General features: G+C 44.0%; 13 protein-coding genes. 8 read left to right on the top strand and 5 right to left on the bottom strand.

The window, feature by feature from the left end; translation table 11 throughout:
• Nucleotides 1–172: 172 nt before the first annotated feature.
• The 5 genes from ispF (at nt 173) to ACTXGF_RS21910 (ending at nt 5,312) form a co-directional block, all read left to right on the top strand.
• The gene (ispF, locus tag ACTXGF_RS21930) at nt 173–676 is read left to right on the top strand and encodes a 2-C-methyl-D-erythritol 2,4-cyclodiphosphate synthase (protein ID WP_443532813.1); all 504 of its coding nucleotides are present in this window, start codon (nt 173–175) and stop codon (nt 674–676) included.
• Nucleotides 677–792: 116 nt separating this feature from the next.
• Nucleotides 793–1,143 (top strand): Grx4 family monothiol glutaredoxin, encoded by a 351-nt coding sequence (grxD, locus tag ACTXGF_RS21925; protein WP_057759647.1) that lies wholly within the window; start codon nt 793–795, stop codon nt 1,141–1,143.
• 268 nt (nt 1,144–1,411) lie between these two features.
• Entirely contained in the window at nt 1,412–1,960 is a 549-nt protein-coding gene (locus tag ACTXGF_RS21920) for a hypothetical protein (protein WP_443532815.1), read from the top strand.
• Nucleotides 1,961–2,217: 257 nt separating this feature from the next.
• Nucleotides 2,218–4,113, top strand: a complete 1,896-nt coding sequence (mnmG, locus tag ACTXGF_RS21915) for a tRNA uridine-5-carboxymethylaminomethyl(34) synthesis enzyme MnmG (protein ID WP_443532816.1) — start codon at nt 2,218–2,220, stop codon at nt 4,111–4,113.
• 239 nt (nt 4,114–4,352) lie between these two features.
• Complete coding sequence (locus tag ACTXGF_RS21910; RefSeq protein WP_379544172.1) at nt 4,353–5,312, top strand: AEC family transporter; 960 nt, start codon at nt 4,353–4,355, stop codon at nt 5,310–5,312.
• A gap of 111 nt (nt 5,313–5,423) precedes the next feature.
• Here the strand turns inward: ACTXGF_RS21910 and ACTXGF_RS21905 are convergent, their stop codons facing one another.
• From ACTXGF_RS21905 to katG, 5 genes are all read right to left on the bottom strand, one after another.
• Nucleotides 5,424–5,588: a hypothetical protein gene (locus ACTXGF_RS21905; protein ID WP_156410686.1), complete on the bottom strand. Its 165-nt coding sequence runs from the start codon at nt 5,586–5,588 to the stop codon at nt 5,424–5,426.
• A 48-nt stretch (nt 5,589–5,636) separates the two neighbouring features.
• On the bottom strand, nt 5,637–6,638 hold the full coding sequence (locus ACTXGF_RS21900; protein WP_191115163.1) for an LLM class flavin-dependent oxidoreductase: 1,002 nt from the start codon (nt 6,636–6,638) through the stop codon (nt 5,637–5,639).
• 346 nt (nt 6,639–6,984) lie between these two features.
• Nucleotides 6,985–9,528 (bottom strand): membrane-bound PQQ-dependent dehydrogenase, glucose/quinate/shikimate family, encoded by a 2,544-nt coding sequence (locus ACTXGF_RS21895; RefSeq protein WP_443532818.1) that lies wholly within the window; start codon nt 9,526–9,528, stop codon nt 6,985–6,987.
• A gap of 204 nt (nt 9,529–9,732) precedes the next feature.
• On the bottom strand, nt 9,733–10,662 hold the full coding sequence (locus tag ACTXGF_RS21890) for a LysR substrate-binding domain-containing protein (protein ID WP_057759664.1): 930 nt from the start codon (nt 10,660–10,662) through the stop codon (nt 9,733–9,735).
• Nucleotides 10,663–11,041: 379 nt separating this feature from the next.
• Nucleotides 11,042–13,225 carry a catalase/peroxidase HPI gene (katG, locus tag ACTXGF_RS21885; protein WP_443532947.1) on the bottom strand — a complete coding sequence of 728 codons (2,184 nt, stop codon included), beginning with the start codon at nt 13,223–13,225 and terminating at the stop codon, nt 11,042–11,044.
• Nucleotides 13,226–14,009: 784 nt separating this feature from the next.
• Here katG and ACTXGF_RS21880 point away from each other — a divergent pair.
• Genes ACTXGF_RS21880 through ACTXGF_RS21870 form a run of 3 tightly spaced genes read left to right on the top strand, consistent with a single transcriptional unit; the run spans nt 14,010 to nt 17,700 of the window.
• Nucleotides 14,010–15,926, top strand: coding sequence for an AmpG family muropeptide MFS transporter (locus ACTXGF_RS21880; RefSeq protein ID WP_443532820.1), 1,917 nt, complete (start codon nt 14,010–14,012; stop codon nt 15,924–15,926).
• A 50-nt stretch (nt 15,927–15,976) separates the two neighbouring features.
• Nucleotides 15,977–16,849, top strand: a complete 873-nt coding sequence (gene prmC, locus ACTXGF_RS21875) for a peptide chain release factor N(5)-glutamine methyltransferase (RefSeq protein WP_443532822.1) — start codon at nt 15,977–15,979, stop codon at nt 16,847–16,849.
• A gap of 47 nt (nt 16,850–16,896) precedes the next feature.
• Nucleotides 16,897–17,700 (top strand): HesA/MoeB/ThiF family protein, encoded by an 804-nt coding sequence (locus ACTXGF_RS21870; RefSeq protein ID WP_443532948.1) that lies wholly within the window; start codon nt 16,897–16,899, stop codon nt 17,698–17,700.
• The last annotated feature ends 134 nt before the right edge of the window (nt 17,701–17,834 follow it).

The following is a 17,834-nucleotide window of genomic DNA, read 5'->3' as shown; positions in this document are numbered from 1 at the left end:
AACGTCAGCTTGTCTTTTGGATCTGGTATTATGATAAAATAAACGTCATATTATACCAGTTAATTGAAACTGGTGGCGACCGATGGTGTCTGGCTACTAGTAAAACCACTTTGAAAATTCAGATAGTGGTTTTGAATTATTTTAATCACCTTTAACTTATCTTGGAATAATAATGATAAAAATTGGTCAAGGTATCGATGTTCATGCTTTTCATAATAATGGTCAGCAGCAACAATATGTCATTCTAGCAGGCGTGCCTATTGAGCATACTCACAGTTTGCTGGCACACTCTGATGGTGATGTGGTGTTACATGCATTGGCTGATGCGCTACTTGGTGCATTGGCGCTTGGTGATATTGGGCAGCATTTTCCCGATACCGATGCGGCACATGCTGGATTGGATTCACGAGTATTGCTGCGTTATGTCTATAGTAAAGTGCAAGAGGCTGGTTATAGCCTAGGCAACGCTGATATTACGGTGATGTGCGAGCGTCCAAAGCTAGCGCCGCATAATCTAGTCATGCGCGCTAATATCGCTAGCGACTTACAAACAGATATTAGCAATATCAGCGTGAAAGCCACCACGACTGAAAAATTGGGATTTACGGGTCGTCAAGAGGGCATCATGGCCAATGCCGTGGTATTATTAGTCCCTAATGCTATCGAACCTATATAGATAGAAATTCGTGCTTGTAATACAGCGGCAGTCGCCCCATGTATCAGCCACGTCTTTATACAATTATTTTATATAAATAATCATTTTAATGAACCGCTTTATCAATAGGAGCTTTTATGAGTGAGCAAACCCCAAACACTGCTGCAAACGACGTTGAACAATTGATCCGTGATCAAATCCGTGACAATAAAGTTATTATCTACATGAAAGGCACACCGCAATTTCCACAGTGTGGCTTTTCAGCGCGCTCTATCGAAGTGTTGACTCAGATTGGTCGTCCATTTGCGTTTGTAAACATTTTAGAAAACCCAGAAATCCGTGCAACGTTGCCAAAAATCGCTAACTGGCCGACGTTCCCGCAGTTATGGATTGATGGCGAGTTGATGGGTGGATCAGACATCATCTTGCAAATGTATCAATCAGGCGAGCTAAAGCCATTGGTTGAAGCAAACAGCCCTGCTGCTTAATACTTAAAAGTGTTGGTTAGATGTCTTTGATGTCTAATTAGACTTTGCAAGATACAAGCACAGCAAACCCAGATAGTCATTTAATGGCTGTTTGGGTTTTTTTTATTGTCGCTATTAATGTCGTTAGTAGCGTATCTATTCTTGTCCCCATTAGTATTTTCACGCGCCTATGTCATTAGGCTTCGTTGTTTTTATAGGATTTACCCCCATATAGTGTCCAAGATGTCAGCGATATAAATAATAATTATCAGATGAGTAAGAGAGCTTTATGAATAACCAAACCAGCGAACAGTTAAATGAGCAAAGAGAAGCGGCTGAGCAGGCAGCGATCGAGAAGCGCCGTGAACGTTTAAAAAATGAATCGACACGCATTATTGAGATTGCCAACAATGAGTCATACTCAGCACTTAAATGTATTCATCAGCTTAGTGTGGCGGGCGGTGCAACTGAAGCAACATATGTCGCTATCGAGCAGCGCATCGTTGTAGACCAAGATCCTGCAGGTGCTTATCATTTGGCACTGTTGGCACAGAACACACCAGATTTGCCAATCGATGCCCGTCAGCTTATCGAGTTGGTGGTCAATAAGGGTGATAATCATCAGCGCTTGGCCTTGCTTAAAAACTTACCATTACCGCCAGTTGAGCTCATCAAAGAGCAGATCTTGGCCAGTGATGATGGTGAGGCGATTGGTCAAATGAACGCCTATCTACAGATCAATCCAGAAGGGTATGGTAGCCATCATATGCTGTCTAGTGGTCAATCAGATCAGATCGTACCGCTTAGCCCTGGCAATAATAACCAAAATGATTATTAAAATAGTCATTAGTAAGGCAACAACTAGCAAGACAGTAACCAGAGTAGAGAACTTTTTGCTTAATTTTAATAGTTTTTGTTCTAACGTTTTTTAAGTATCAAAAAATTGTTATAATTATGGGTTATTTACTCAATTATGAACGACTTATCTGAGTCGTTATCTTCTTATAAATTCGACTGACGTTTATTTGCTGATTGTTTTCTTATTTGAATATAGGATATGGCAATCAGCAGCGTTATGAGTCAAGTGAGGCACACATGCAATACCCAAAACATTACGACGTGATAGTGATCGGCGGTGGTCATGCTGGTACAGAAGCTGCTCTGGCAGCGGCACGTATGGGCGCACAGACCTTATTGTTGACGCATAATATTGAGACGCTCGGGCAGATGAGTTGTAACCCTGCGATTGGCGGTATCGGTAAATCGCATCTAGTACGTGAGATTGATGCGTTAGGCGGTGCAATGGCATTGGCCACGGACAAGGCTGGTATCCAGTTTCGTGTACTAAACAGCCGCAAAGGAGCTGCCGTTCGTGCCACGCGCGCGCAAGCAGACCGTATTCTTTATAAAGCAGCTATCCGCCATACATTAGAAAATCAGCCAAATTTAGATATATTCCAGCAAGCCGCTGATGATATCTTGGTTGAAAACGATCGTGCGACGGCAGTCGTTACTTCTACAGGTATTATCTTTAAGACCGAAACAGTGGTACTGACCTCAGGAACTTTCTTGGGTGGTGTGATTCATATTGGTATGGAGAACTCAAATGGTGGCCGCGCAGGGGATCAGCCTTCTATCAAGTTGGCAGATCGTTTACGTGAACTTAAGCTACCAGTCGGTCGTCTAAAGACAGGTACGCCAGCACGTATCGATGCACGTAGCGTTGACTTTAGCGTGATGACTGTACAGCCAGGTGATACGCCATTGCCAGTGATGAGCTATATGGGTGACGTCTCTATGCACCCTGAACAGGTCAATTGCTATATCACGCATACCAATGCGCGTACTCATGACATCATCCGTGAAAACCTTGACCGTTCACCAATGTTCTCTGGGAAAATCGAAGGCGTAGGCCCGCGTTATTGCCCATCTATCGAAGACAAAATTCATCGTTTTGCGGATAAAGACAGCCATCAGATCTTTATCGAGCCAGAAGGTTTGACCACGCATGAGCTATATCCAAATGGTATCTCAACCAGTTTGCCATTTGATGTGCAGTTAGACTTTATTCATAGTATGAAAGGCTTAGAAAATGCCCATATTACTCGTCCAGGTTATGCGATTGAGTATGATTACTTTGACCCACAAAACCTAAAGCCAACGCTTGAAACCAAGTCGATTGATCGTCTTTACTTTGCGGGTCAGATCAATGGTACGACAGGCTATGAAGAAGCGGGCGTACAAGGTTTGCTCGCAGGTACCAACGCAGCATTGGTCACTACTAACAATAGCGAGTTTGACACATGGACACCGCGCCGCGATGAAGCGTATCTTGGTGTGCTTGTCGATGACTTGATTACCCATGGTACTACCGAGCCATATCGTATGTTTACGAGTCGCGCAGAATATCGCTTGCTCTTACGTGAAGACAATGCAGATCAGCGTTTGACTGAAACTGGTCGTAAGCTGGGTCTAGTAGACGATGTACGCTGGCAAGCCTATCAAGAAAAAATGGAAGCCATTGCGACAGAAACCTCACGCCTAAAAGATATGTGGGCAACGCCTGCTAATGCATTAGGTAAGCAAGTCACTGAGCAAACAGGTGAAGTGCTGTCTAAAGAGTCTACTGCCTTTGATTTGCTAAAGCGTCCGCAAATACATTTTGCTGATATCGCGGCTATCACTGACTCAACTGTCGATGCACAAGTGGGTGAGCAGATAGAGATTTCTGTCAAATATGCCGGCTATATCGATCGTCAACAAGAAGATATCGATCAAATGAAGCGACTAGAAAATACGGCGCTACCGTTAGACTTTGATTATAGTATCGTGTCAGGTCTATCGAACGAGATAGTACAAAAACTTACGCAAGTTCGTCCTGCGACGCTAGCTCAAGCGGGACGTGTGAGTGGTGTAACCCCTGCTGCCATTCAGTTATTGGCAATGACGGTTAAAAAGCATAAAAAAGCAAAAGCTGCATTGGACTCATAATAGCTATGCAATAAAGCCTTTTATTATAAAGCACTTATCGTATAAAAAGCCCGTAACGATATTTCGTTACGGGCTTTTGTTTGTCAAAAAAACAGTCGATTTTGAAAGAAAGTCACATGTAACCTTGTCCTACTTGCTACTTTGTCTCTATACTAGGTCAGTAAATTTTCTTACTACTTGTTAATTTGTCTCGCTGATGTCCATATATTGATGGGCTTGTCGCCGAACTGAGTCTACTTATGATTGATGCTATTGTTTTTGCTATTACCATTGTCTTACCCAACCTTGCCTTAATGTGGTTGGGTTTTTTTATGCAAAGACGCGGTGAGGCAAGCCAAACTTTTATCGATCAGGCATCAAGTTTTGTCTTTAATTATTGCTTGCCGTGTTTATTGTTCTTTAGCGTGGTCGATAGCGATGTCGATTATGGTAAGCAAATTACGCTTATCCTTGTTGGTATCTTGGTGACGTTTATATTATTTATTGGCGCAGAGTTTTATGCCAAACGCTTCGTCAAGCGTCCTGAAGACCAAGGTGTGTTTGTACAAGGCGTATTCCGTAGCAACATGGCCATCATCGGCCTTGCAACCGTGGCCAACGCTTACGGCACGCAAGGATTAAGTATCGGTGCTGTCTATATGGGCGTGGTGACGATACTGTTTAATATCTTGGCAGTCATTACCTTGAGCCGCGTATCTAAAAGTGTGGATGATACATGGATTAGTCGCGGTACAATGATCGTAAAAAAATTGCTGACAAATCCTCTAATTTTGGCATTGGTTGGCGCATTCGTCTACAAAGCACTACCATTACCACCGCTTACTGGGGTGATTCATACCACTGGCGACTTATTAGCAGCGGTGGCTCTGCCGCTAGCACTAATCTGTGCAGGTGCTAGTATTAACCTAAAGTCTATGTTGCATCCTTCTGGCTTATCCATGCAAGCAAGCATTGGGCGAATTGTCATTGCACCATTGATTGCGATCGCTGTTGGGCTCGGGTTCGGGTTGTCAGGGGTGCATATGGGGGTGTTGTTTTTGATGGTCGCATCACCCACAGCTGCAGCCAGCTATGTCATGGCAAAAGCAATGGGTGGTAATGATGTATTAGCGGCTAATATTTTGGCATTTACCACTGTTGTCGGCATGTTTGGTATGGCGATTGGGGCAGCGACGTTACGTGCCCTTGGGTTAATGTAATGCAAATTTTATACTATTTTTAAATAAGTAAGTACTTTCGCTTTATCTGATTTTGGCAGCATTAAAAAAAGCCCTCTTTTCAAATAAGAAAAGAGGGCTTTTGATATTAACTTAGCGTTCACTATTACGCTTGTCTTCACGGCGCTGCTTGCGCTTTGGACTAGTACGGTAGGTCAAATAACCACCGATAGCCATCACTGCAAGAAAGGCGACGATATACATAAATATTGACGAGCCAATCATGAGCGATGCACCGATAATGGGAGTTGCTTCCATGTCAAAAATCCAGTTAAGGTTCATCAATAATTATGCAAGCGTCTCATTTCATTGTAAAGTAAATAAGTTTAGCTCCGGTGTAAGTTCAAGTGAACGGATACGAGCGGCTTGGTCATAGATATTGGCCGTCACAATTAGCTCATCTGGCTGATAGGTTGCCAAAAACGCAGCAAGTCTTGGTTTGACCGTGTCGACAGAGCCAATGAATGATACTGACAATGCGTTATCTACCATCATTTTCTCTGCTTGACTCCAGATACTGTCCATATCGTGAGTAGGCTTAGGCATTTGACCTGTTTCGCCACGACGCAGACGTACAAAGCTCTGCTGTGCTGAAGTAAAGTGATATTGAGCGGTCGCATCATCATCAGCCAGCAATAAGTTAGCAGCCAACATCACATAAGGCTTATCTAGATAGACAGACGGTTTAAACTGCTCACGGTAAGCCTCAATTGCTTGCCCAAGCATTTGCGGAGCAAAGTGAGAGGCAAACACATAAGGTAGTCCTAAATGCGCAGCCAAAGTCGCACCAAATAGAGAAGATCCTAATATCCAAATCGGTATGCCTGATTTTGCGCCAGGGAATGCCTGTACAGGGCTGCCATCTGTATCATTACCTAAGAAATACATCAGCTCTTGCACATCTTGTGGGAAGCGTTCTGCATCTTTCATTTGTCGACGAAGTGCCTGAAACGTCGCACCATCAGTACCAGGCGCACGGCCTAGGCCTAAGTCTACACGGTCGCCATATAGTGCCTGCAAAGTACCAAACTGCTCAGCAATCACGAGAGGGGCGTGGTTCGGTAGCATAACGCCGCCAGCACCAATACGGATACGGTCAGTTTGACTACCGATATGCGATAGCAGTACTGAGGTGGCTGCACTGGCGATACCCGGCATATTATGATGCTCTGCCATCCAGTAGCGGTTTAAGCCTGATTTTTCTGCTTGCTGTGCGGTTTCCACCGTTTGGGCGATGCCTTCAGCGATGGTTTTGCCTTGAGGGACAGGCGCAAGATCTAGGAAAGATAAAGGGATTTTATTACTCATAAATGTTCCAGTAGTGTGTAAATTATTTTCTACTGATATGCTTATAGACAGTGGTAGTTTCAAGTGCCGCTAGTTACTGTTAATGAATCATAACAAAGTCAGCTAACTCTGTTTTTAAGCTCGCTTAACAATTATTAAGGTGTATTTATAAAGGTTGTCACTGGTCAAAATAAGCGATAAATAAACCATAAATAAGGTCATAAAAGGATTTGGCAGCATTACACTATGGCATTAAAAAAAGATGGCATTAAAAAAGCAGGCAACCTAGGTTACCTGCTTCTCTAATTAGTCGATTATAAGATAATAATAAATTGAATAATCAATATCTTAAGAACCAAATGCAACACTACTTATCTTGGTCACCAAGCTTATAAGCTAAGACATAATCACCAATGGTTGTGCCAACTGAACCATGGCCACCTGCGACCAATACGACCATTTGCTCACCTTTAGAGTTTAAGTAAGTCATTGGCGTGGCTTGACCACCTGCTGGAATACGGACATTCCATAGTACGTCGCCATTTTTCAAGTCATAAGCTCGGAAGTTGTTTTCTGTCGCCGCTGACAAGAACGCGACACCGCCTTTAGTGATGATAGGTCCACCGATACCAGGTACGCCCAATTCCAGTTTGATAGGAATAGGAGACAAGTCTTGTACCGTACCATTTTTGCGTTGATAAGCAATATCACCTGTGGCTAGGTCAGCACCAGCGATCGTGCCCCATGGTGGCTGCTGACATGGCACGCCTAATGGTGACAAGAAGGGACCTAATTCTACTGCATAATCTGCCCCTTCATTGGCATTGACGCCTTGCTCGCCTTTATTGGTCTCTGCATCGCCTAACGTGTCTCTAGGAATGAGTTTCGAGGTAAATGCTAAGTAAGTTGGCATACCGAACATCACGCCATTCTCAGGATCGACTGCGATACCGCCCCAGTTAAAGGTACCAAAGTTACCAGGATAGACCAAGCTACCATTGGTTGATGGCGGGGTGTAGCGACCATTATAGTTGAGCTGATTGAACTCAATACGGCACATCATTTGATCGACGAGACTGGCACCCCACATGTCTTTTTCAGTCAGTGGTTCAGGCTCAAAGCTCAAGCCAGAATAAGGCTGAGTTGGCGCTGCGTGCTCTCCTGCTATGAGATAGCCTTGCGGTGCAGGACGCTCCTTGATAGGTACAATAGGCTCACCCGTTGCGCGGTTCAAGACGTATACATCACCTTGTTTAGTTGGTACAACCAGCGCAGGCTGTACACCATCGGCCGTATCTAGATCAAGTAAGGTTGGCTGAGCAGGCGTGTCCATGTCCCAAAGGTCATGATGGACAAACTGCTGAACCCAGCGTGCTTCACCAGTTTCGATATCTAGAGCGACAACAGACGTTGCATATTTTTCTTCAGCGGCATTTCGGTAGCTACCTAGCTGATCTGGCGTACGGTTACCCATAGGGAAGTAGGCCAATCCAAGCTCTTCATCGGCAGTAGCGACTGACCATGAATTTGGCGAGCTGGTCTTATAAGTTTGGGTTGGATCATTGACATCGAAAGGCGCTGTATTATCAGGATCGCCTGAGTCCCAATTCCAAAGAAGCTCACCGGTATTGACATCATACGCACGTATCACACCAGAAGGCGAGTTGACATCATAGTTATCATTGACAGCACCAGCTACGATGATAGTATCACCCGCGATAACTGGTGGTGACGTAGAATAATAGTAACCTGCTTGATTGAATGGCATGTTATGCATCAAGTCTAATGCACCATCATCACCAAAATCTTGGCAGCGTTGCCCAGTATTTGGATCGAGTGCATATAGTTTCGCATCAGAAGTTGGGATAAATATCTTGGCATCGCATTGCTTAGATGCGTTTTCAAAGGTATTACCAGCAATTTTCTGTACTTGCACGGGGCTAGCTGTACTGTTGCTATTCTCTGCTGAATTATTAGCAGCGGTAGAGATAGGGTCAGGACTGGTTGCTTGACCAGCATAATAAGACACACCGCGACAGGTTTGATGCTGGCGTTGTAAGTTTTCCTCTACTTGAGGATCAAACTTCCACAGCGTCTCACCAGAGTCGGCATCTAGCGCTAGTACCCAGTTATGAGGGGTACATAGGTATAAGCCATTGCCGATTTTCAATGGTGTTGCCTGATAAGTTGTCTCACCGACATCGTTAGGCCCTTTGACATCACCTGTTTGGATTTGCCATGCTAGCTCTAAATCTTTGACATTATCGGTATTAATTTTATCGAGAGGTGAGTAGCGCTGACCATAATCAGTACGACCATACGCGCTCCACTCGCCATCTGGCGTTTGCTGACCGTTTGATAATGGGTCACCAAGGTTAGCTGACGTCTCATCTGAGCTGACGTTTTGCTCGTCATCATTTGCAGCAGTCAAATCAAGCTCACCGAGTTTGTCAGTGGCATTGTTGGCTAGACTACCAAAAGAGAGTAGTGCCCCTACGGCCACGCTTACGAGCAGTCCCCAATAATACAGAGGGCTTTTCTTAACAGTGTTTGTGGTTGATGTATTAGCTGCAGCATTTGCGTTTACTTGAGTTTTAGGCCCACGCATTTTGTTGGATACCCATGGCAGTAGCATGAGCAAACCAAATATAAGCGGGAAGCCAACACGAGGTGCTAGCGCCCACCAATAGAACCCAGATTCCCAAAGTGCCCAAGCCATGGTTGCTACGATAAATAGCGCATATAACCCGTAAGCACTCCAGTGTTTTTTGAACAATAAAAAAGCTGTCGTTAGTATAATAACGCCAGCAATAAGGTAGTAAGGACTACCGCCTAAGGACAATAAATAAGCGCCGCCAATAAGTAGAGGGGCGGCAAAAATTGCCATAATGATCGCTACGAATTTTTCCATGAGCGGTATCACCTGTTTACAGAAGAGCAAGTTAATATGTATTGATATTTAGTCGCTAATCAATTTTATTCGACCAAATATCAACACAAGTGTGAATAATATATAAAAGAAACATTGAATAACGTTCTAGAATCTATTTTATCATCCACAGCTCAGTCGAGTAAGGGTGAGCAAGTCTGAGATACTTTATTTAACAAATGCTCATTAATTTGCAAATTGCTTTTGGCATAGCTCCATGAAAGCGCGACCATACTGACGGATTTCTGCATCATCACGTACCGCCATCCAACTGGTAAAGCGACCAAAATGATCGACGGGGATGGCCGTCAGGTTTTGATAATGGCTTGGCTCAAATGCCATTTCTGCGATGATACCAATACCTAGGCCCAGACCAACATAGGTGCTAATTACATCGGCATCGAGCGCCGCTAGTACGATATCTGGCTCCAGTCCTGCTTCATCAAACGTCTTGTCAATCGCGCCGCGTCCTGTAAAACCACCGTGATAAGTCACAATCGGATAGCTGGCAAGCGTGGGCAGGTCAATAGACTCTTGGCTAGCCAGTTCGTGATCACTCGGTACGATAACGCGATGCGTCCAGTCATAGTAACGATAGCATCTAAGATAATTATTATGTAATAAGGATTCAGTGGCAATACCGATATCGGCTTGACCGCGGATGACCATCTGAGCGATGGTCTCAGGATCTGCCTGTTGCAATATCAAATTTACTTTAGGAAAACGATCTTTGAACTCTTTAACCACTTGCGGCAGTACATAACGCGCTTGTGTGTGAGTGGTGGCAATCGTCAGCGTACCGATATTAGGATTATTAAAATCTAAACTTAGGTTTTCAATGGTACGAATTTCAGCAAAAATAGACTCGATATGCGGCATAAGCGCTGTGCCCATGGTAGTCAGTCCTGTCAGGCGTTTGCCTTGACGCACGAATACTTCCGTCTTTAACTGGTTTTCTAGCGCCGCAATATGCTTTGATAAGCTTGATTGACTGGTATGTAGCACGGTCGCCGCTTGGCTTAAGTTATAACCGTTAATCACCGTATGCCATACTGTTTCTAGCTGTTTGAGCTGAATCTGCAAATGCCGTTGGTTGACCACTACGTCGATTGCCATAACTTAATCCTATTGTATAAATATACAAACCTCGTCTGTATATGAAAGTAAAAATGTCTGAACATACAGTAATAAAGTAGTGTAAAACAAAGCTATTATTCTTGTATATAATAAATAGCTATCAATTTATGATAATTATGAATATAGAGTTTGTATTTTGCAATGCTAAAAAATTATTTGTTCAGTAAATGCTACTTATTCAGTAAATACTTTTTAACCAGTGAGGTAATTCGATCTAACAATCCATAAAGAACAGTCATTATCGAGCATAAAAAACTAAGCATAAAAAAACAGCTACCTTCTAGAAGATAGCTGTTCGTTAGTTATAAAGTTATTTATTACTATTAGTTAGTCGATACTGACCAACTTCAAACTCAGTTTATTTTGCAATATCAAAGCGATCTGCATTCATAACCTTGTTCCAAGCGCGGACGAAGTCACGAACGAATTTCTCTAAGTTATCATCCTGCGCGTATAGCTCAGCATAAGCACGTAATATAGAGTTAGAGCCAAATACCAAGTCTACACGGCTTGCTTGCCATTTGACGTTTCCTGTACCACGCTCACGTACTTCATAGCTATTAGCAGTATTGTCGGCTGCTTTTACAGGGTGCCATGTGTAGTTCATGTCCGTTAAATTAACAAAGAAGTCATTGGTAAGCACGCCAGCACGTTCAGTAAAGACGCCATGTTGGCTCTGGCCGTGGTTGGTATCAAGCACTCGCATACCACCAAGCAATACAACCATCTCAGGCGCTGTCAGTCCCATTAGCTGCGTGCGATCAAGTAGCATCTCTTCCGGTGATACCGCATAGTCGCCCTGAATCCAGTTACGATAGCCATCATGTAGTGGCTCTAAATCAGCGAAAGATTCGGCGTCAGTCATTTCAGCGTCAGCATCGCCGCGACCTGGATTAAACGGTACAATAATATCTACGCCTGCATCGTTTGCTGCTTGTTCAATAGCGGCGTTACCAGCCAATACAATAAGGTCTGCCAAGCTAACGTCTTTCTCAAAGTCAGACTGAATGCTGGTCAATGTCTCAAGTACACGCTGTAATTGTTCTGGCTCGTTTCCTGCCCAGTCTTTTTGTGGGGCTAAACGGATGCGTGCACCGTTGGCACCGCCGCGATAGTCCGAAGCGCGGAAGGTACGAGCGCTGTCCCATGCTGTAATGATCAACTCGCGACGACTAAGGTCACTGTCTAATATTTGCGATTTTAGCGTTGCAATATCATCAGCAGTCAAGTCTGCATTACCTGTAGGAATAGGGTCTTGCCATACAAAGTCTTCGCTCGGTACATCAGCACCTAAGTAACGAGATTTCGGCCCCAAATCGCGGTGAGTCAGTTTGAACCATGCTCTAGCGAATACTTCATCAAAGTATTCTGGGTTGTTATGGAACTTCTCTGAAATCTCACGATAGATAGGATCTTTGCTCAATGCCATATCTGCATCAGTCATAATTGGGTTACGACGAACACTTGGATCATGAGCATCTAACGGACGATCTTCTTCTTTGATGTCAGTTGGTTCCCACTGCCATGCGCCGGCTGGACTTTTGGTCAGTGCCCATTCATGGTTTAATAGTAGCTCGAAATAACCGTGGTCCCACTGGGTCGGATTGGTAGTCCATGCGCCTTCGATACCACTTGAAACAGTATCGCCTGCATTACCACGACCTTTAGGATTGCGCCAGCCTAGACCTTGCTCTTTGACGTCAGCGGCTTCTGGCTCGTCTTCCAGTATCGTCGCATCACCATTACCGTGACATTTACCAACGGTATGTCCACCAGCGGTTAGAGCGACAGTCTCTTCATCATTCATTGACATACGAGCAAAGGTAGTACGCATATCTTGAGCAGTCTTTAGTGGGTCAGGATTACCATCGACACCTTCAGGGTTGACATAAATCAAGCCCATTTGTACTGCTGCTAGTGGGTTTTCTAGTGACGCGCGGTCTTCGTCGCTGTCATAACGGTTTTTGGTAGCGGCTAACCATTCGCGCTCAGAACCCCAGTAGATGTCTTTTTCTGGATGCCAGATATCAGCTCGGCCACCGGCAAATCCTAGGGTTTTGAAGCCCATAGATTCATAAGCCATGTTACCTGCTAAAATCATCAAATCGGCCCACGACAATTTATTGCCATATTTTTTCTTGATTGGCCATAATAGACGACGGGCTTTATCAAGGTTGACGTTGTCAGGCCAGCTGTTCAATGGTGCAAAGCGTTGGTTACCAGTGTTAGAGCCGCCGCGACCATCAGCACCGCGATACGTACCAGCTGAATGCCAAGCCATACGAATCATCAAGCCGCCATAATGACCCCAATCCGCTGGCCACCATTCTTGCGACTCAGTCATTAGATTTTTTAGGTCAGTTTTGACCGATTCTAGATCTAGCTGTTTAAAAGCTTCAGCATAGTCAAAGTCTTCACCCATTGGGTCAGTCTTTTTGTCTTGCTGATGCAATATGTCTAAGTTCAGTGCATTTGGCCACCAATCTGTCGCAGCAGATGCAGTGGTAGTATGTGCCTGATGCATAACAGGGCAGCCGCCCATGCTCGGACGCTCAGGCTCATGCGAGTTATCAACGTTTTCGCTATGGATCGTTGGGCCTTGACCATCGCCTTTGTCATAAGTGGTATTGGTTGATGCAGTATTATTGTTGCTTTCGTGATCTACAGGACAACGAGCAGCATCTGGGGCAGTGTTTTTATCAATGGTGTTATTGGCTGAGTCGGACATGGTATAACTCCTAGGCTATGATAATCGAAAAGAACAAACCGTGAATCTCGGTAGTCGTTGTTTATGTACAAAGCATAACTAAGCTGAGTAGATTTATAAAACTAATATATAAGAATTATAAGTTTTAAATTACCAATCGTAAAAGACTTGATGTTTTGTTTATCTCAATCATTATTAACGCCTATGCTTATCATCGCCAGTTAAGAGTAAACCAATAGAGTGCCCCCAACCAATCAAGCCTGCGTCAGTTTTACTACTACCTTTATATTACCTATAAATAATGTCATTGTCAGACATCTTTCAAAACAGAAATTAGCAATAAAAAAGAGAGCTAAGATAACCTTGGTAAAACACTGCAGTTTTTTGCGTTACTATTAAGAAATATAAGCGATTGCCCATGGCCTGCAATCGCTAAGTTAATGCAAAAACATCTAGTCAAGATAAAGGTTCTCAAGTACCATAACTGGATTTTGTTGTAATGATAATATTGGTGCAACGTAGAGCAATTTTTATCGATCCTTTTGTCGATAACTGATTCTAAAGATTGATAAAAATTGTGCGCGGTTGTGTTCTTTGTCTGAATTGTTGGTGAGTTATTATGTCTGCTGTCAAATCTGTACCGCCCAATCAACCAATTGCCAAAAAGTCATGGGGCGAGGCTACAAAAGCTTATCTCGATCCTCGTGTCATTATTATGCTGTTTTTGGGGTTTTCAGCGGGTATACCTATTCTGCTGATTTTCTCAAGTCTATCGCTATGGCTGAGAGAAGCAGGCATAGATCGTAGTGTCGTCACTATGTTCAGCTGGGCAGCATTGGGTTATTCGTTCAAATTTATTTGGGCGCCATTGATTGATGCGCTCCCTGTACCATTTTTGACCAAGTGGCTGGGGCGTCGTCGTAGTTGGATGGTGGTATCACAGCTGCTTATCGTGCTGGCGATCTTTTTGATGGCAAGGGTAAATCCTGTTAGCGAAGATGTCTTGGTTTATATGGCAGGCGCGGCCGTGTTGCTTGGGTTCTCTTCTGCGACGCAAGATATCGTAATTGATGCGTACCGTATTGAGCTTGCACCGCCGTCTATGCAGTCTATCTTGTCCTCTATCTATGTGTCAGGCTACCGTATCGGCATGATTGTCGCAGGGGCAGGCGCGTTATATTTGGCTGATTATTTCGGCTCAAATGAGACATTTTATAGTTATGAAGCGTGGCGCAATACCTATTACATCATGGCAGGGGTTATGACATTAGGGGTATTAGCGACGTTTGCCAGTTATGAGCCAACCGCTGAGACCCTGCAAAGTAAAAAGCAAAAGGGTAACTTAAAAGTATTCCTGATTTATTCAGCGTTACTGCTTATCCCAGGCCTGCTGTTTGGTGTTATTTACCTAGTTAATATTTTGATCAATACAGTATTTGATAGCACAGTGGCCTTGATACCACTAATGGTAATGCCAGCGATTAAGTTTTACTTTTTAGCATTGGTCGCGTGCGCACCATTGTTATTGCTGTACTTTATTATCAATCAACCAAAAATCATTAACAAAGCTCCGTTGGTCGCTGAAACTCGTGAAGACTACGTCAGACTGGTAGCGTTGTTTGTATTTTCAGTGATTGCCTTCATCGCTGCTTATATATTAATGGGACAGGTCTTACCAGAGTTCGAAGGCGCTTTTTCTAGCTTCTTTGTAGAAACTTTGCACTTATTAGTAAGCCTAGGCGCGGCGATGGCAGCAGGTTATGCACTGGTACAAGTAGGACTGGTGAAAAAAGAAGTGGCCATGGCAACATGGATCGAGCCTGTCTTAGACTTTTTCCGACGTTATGGCAAAAAAGCCCTGCTGCTATTAGCATTGATTGGTCTATACCGTATCTCAGATATCGTCGCAGGCGTGATCTCCAACGTCTTTTATCAAGACATGGGCTTTAGCAAAACTGATATCGCCAATGCCGTAAAACTGGTCGGTGTGATTATGGCAATTGCAGGTGGCTTCTTGGGCGGGATTTTGGCTCAGCGTTTCCGTATCATGCATGCCATGATGATTGGTGCGATTTTAGCGTGTGCGACCAACCTGTTGTTTGTGGTATTGACATACAACCCAGGTAGCCTGCCGATCATGTATATGGCAGTGATATTTGATAACTTGGCTGCGGGCCTTGCGAGTGCTGTATTTATCGCTTTCTTATCAGCACTGACATCGATTCGCTTTACCGCAGTACAGTATGCGATTTTTTCCTCATTGATGACCCTGATACCAAAAGTGATGGGTGGGTACTCAGGTGCTATCGTCGATAATATGGGTTATCCATTTTTCTTTATCTTTACCTTCGCTATTGGTATTCCAATTCTGGCACTGATCTACTTTGTCGATAGACATATTGTCATTGGTGATAACGATGATATTTATGGCGATGACAATAATGATGGCAGCGGTGGCAATAGGGTAGGTGACAAACTGAGTAAAACCAATCCTAACCTGACCGATACCAAAGAGCCACCACGCGCATCAGAATAGGCTAAGCAGTATTTTACCTTTATCCATTCATTGTTTTTTAAGAGCTATCTATGACCGTATCAACCATTCGTCAAATTAAGCAGCAGATTCAACAACTGACGAATGGTGAGTCAGATAATCAGCTGCCGTCGTTTTGGTTCACTGATTGGTTATTGCATGTCATTGATAAGCCTGCGATAGCGTTAATGACGGATGAAGATTATCAGTTAGCTGATAGTGAGGTCGCACGTTTCAATGACGGTGTGGTAAAAATGCAGCAAGGCATACCGCTTGCGTACATGACTGGACAGCAGGAGTTTTGGTCGCTTAGCTTTAGGGTAAACGAGCATACCTTGATTCCTAGACCCGATACCGAAGTATTGGTTGAGCAAGTATTGAATTGGATAAACACTCAGCCAGCGCAACTCAATAATAAGCGATTGTTAGACTTGGGCACAGGGTCAGGTTGTATCGCTATCAGTCTTGCCCATGAATTAAAACACGATAACTGGCAAGTCGTGGCGGTTGATTTATCGTCAGAGGTGCTTGAAGTTGCTCAGTACAATGCCATGAGCAATAATGTTGCCACTGTTGAGTTTGTCCAAAGCAGTTGGTATCAAGCGCTACCTACTAATGATGAGCATCAGTTTGATATTATTGTGTCAAACCCTCCTTATATTGACGAGACAGACGAGCATTTGGCGGGTCTAACAGCTGAACCTATTAGTGCGCTCAGTGCACCCAATCATGGTCTGGCTGATATTGAGCATATCGTCCAGCAAGCAACGACATATCTCTGTACAGGTGGGTTATTGGCTATCGAGCATGGCCATGATCAAGGTGATGCGGTTCGGCAGCTGTTTCTAGACAATGGGTTTGAGTCAGTACATACCGTAAAAGATTATGGTGGTAATGATCGCGTTACGCTAGGGCAAGTTCAATAGATAGTTTCTTGATAGTAGATTTCTTTGGTTATAGGTTGTAGATGAATATGGTAAAAGAGATGGTACAGCTATCAGATGACGAGCTGCTCCGTTATGCTCGGCAAGTTTTATTAGACGGTTGGGATATGGATGCTCAGCTGCGACTAAAGACAGCTCGTGTGGTCATAATAGGGGCAGGCGGCCTTGGTTGTCCTGCGTCTGAGACATTGGTGCGTGCTGGGGTGGGTTATGTCCATCTGATTGATGATGACGAGATTGAGGCGAGCAACTTACAACGGCAGACGCTGTTTTTACCTGACGATATCAGTAAGCCCAAAGCACTGACCGCAGTAGCCATATTAGCGCGCATCAATCCCTTGATAAAGACTCGTGGTACAGTCGCACGACTAGATGAAGACAACGCCTATGAATTGCTCGATATAGCAGCAGGCAAGCCTGACTTACTCTTAGACTGTACGGATAATTTTGCCACGCGCGACATCATCAATCGTATTAGTGTACGCTACCAGATTCCGCTGTTATCAGCCTCAGCGATTGCGATGCAAGGGCAGTTGGCACTGTTCGAACCTCAGATCGATACAGGTTGTTATCATTGCGTATTTGGCTCAGTAGTGCTCGACGAAGCCGCTGACGAGCGTACTTGTGCCAATTCAGGAGTACTGGCTAGCACTACTGCCGTCATGGGTAATTTGCAAGCCAATGCTGCACTGCAATATTTAGGATTAACCAAAAATCCACTGACAAACAAGCTGCTCATATGGGATGGTAGCCAGATGCAGCAGCGGCTAATGGGTTATCGAAAAGACCCACAGTGTCCTGTCTGTAGTAGTCCTATAGTCAACTCTCTATAAATTGGATACGGTGTCAGGCTTGCTTAGTCTACGACTTGTAGTACTTTCACTCGCCTTCCTTGTATCTAAATTATATTGAACCGACTATAACTGTGTAATCTGATTTTAATGCATTTTTATATTGTATTGCCTAT

Origin of the sequence: Psychrobacter sp. 1Y6 (genome assembly GCF_052258385.2) — a bacterium.
GTDB lineage: Bacteria > Pseudomonadota > Gammaproteobacteria > Pseudomonadales > Moraxellaceae > Psychrobacter.
Note: the sequence above shows the minus strand (reverse complement) of the source record. Positions and strands in the feature narration are given on the sequence as shown.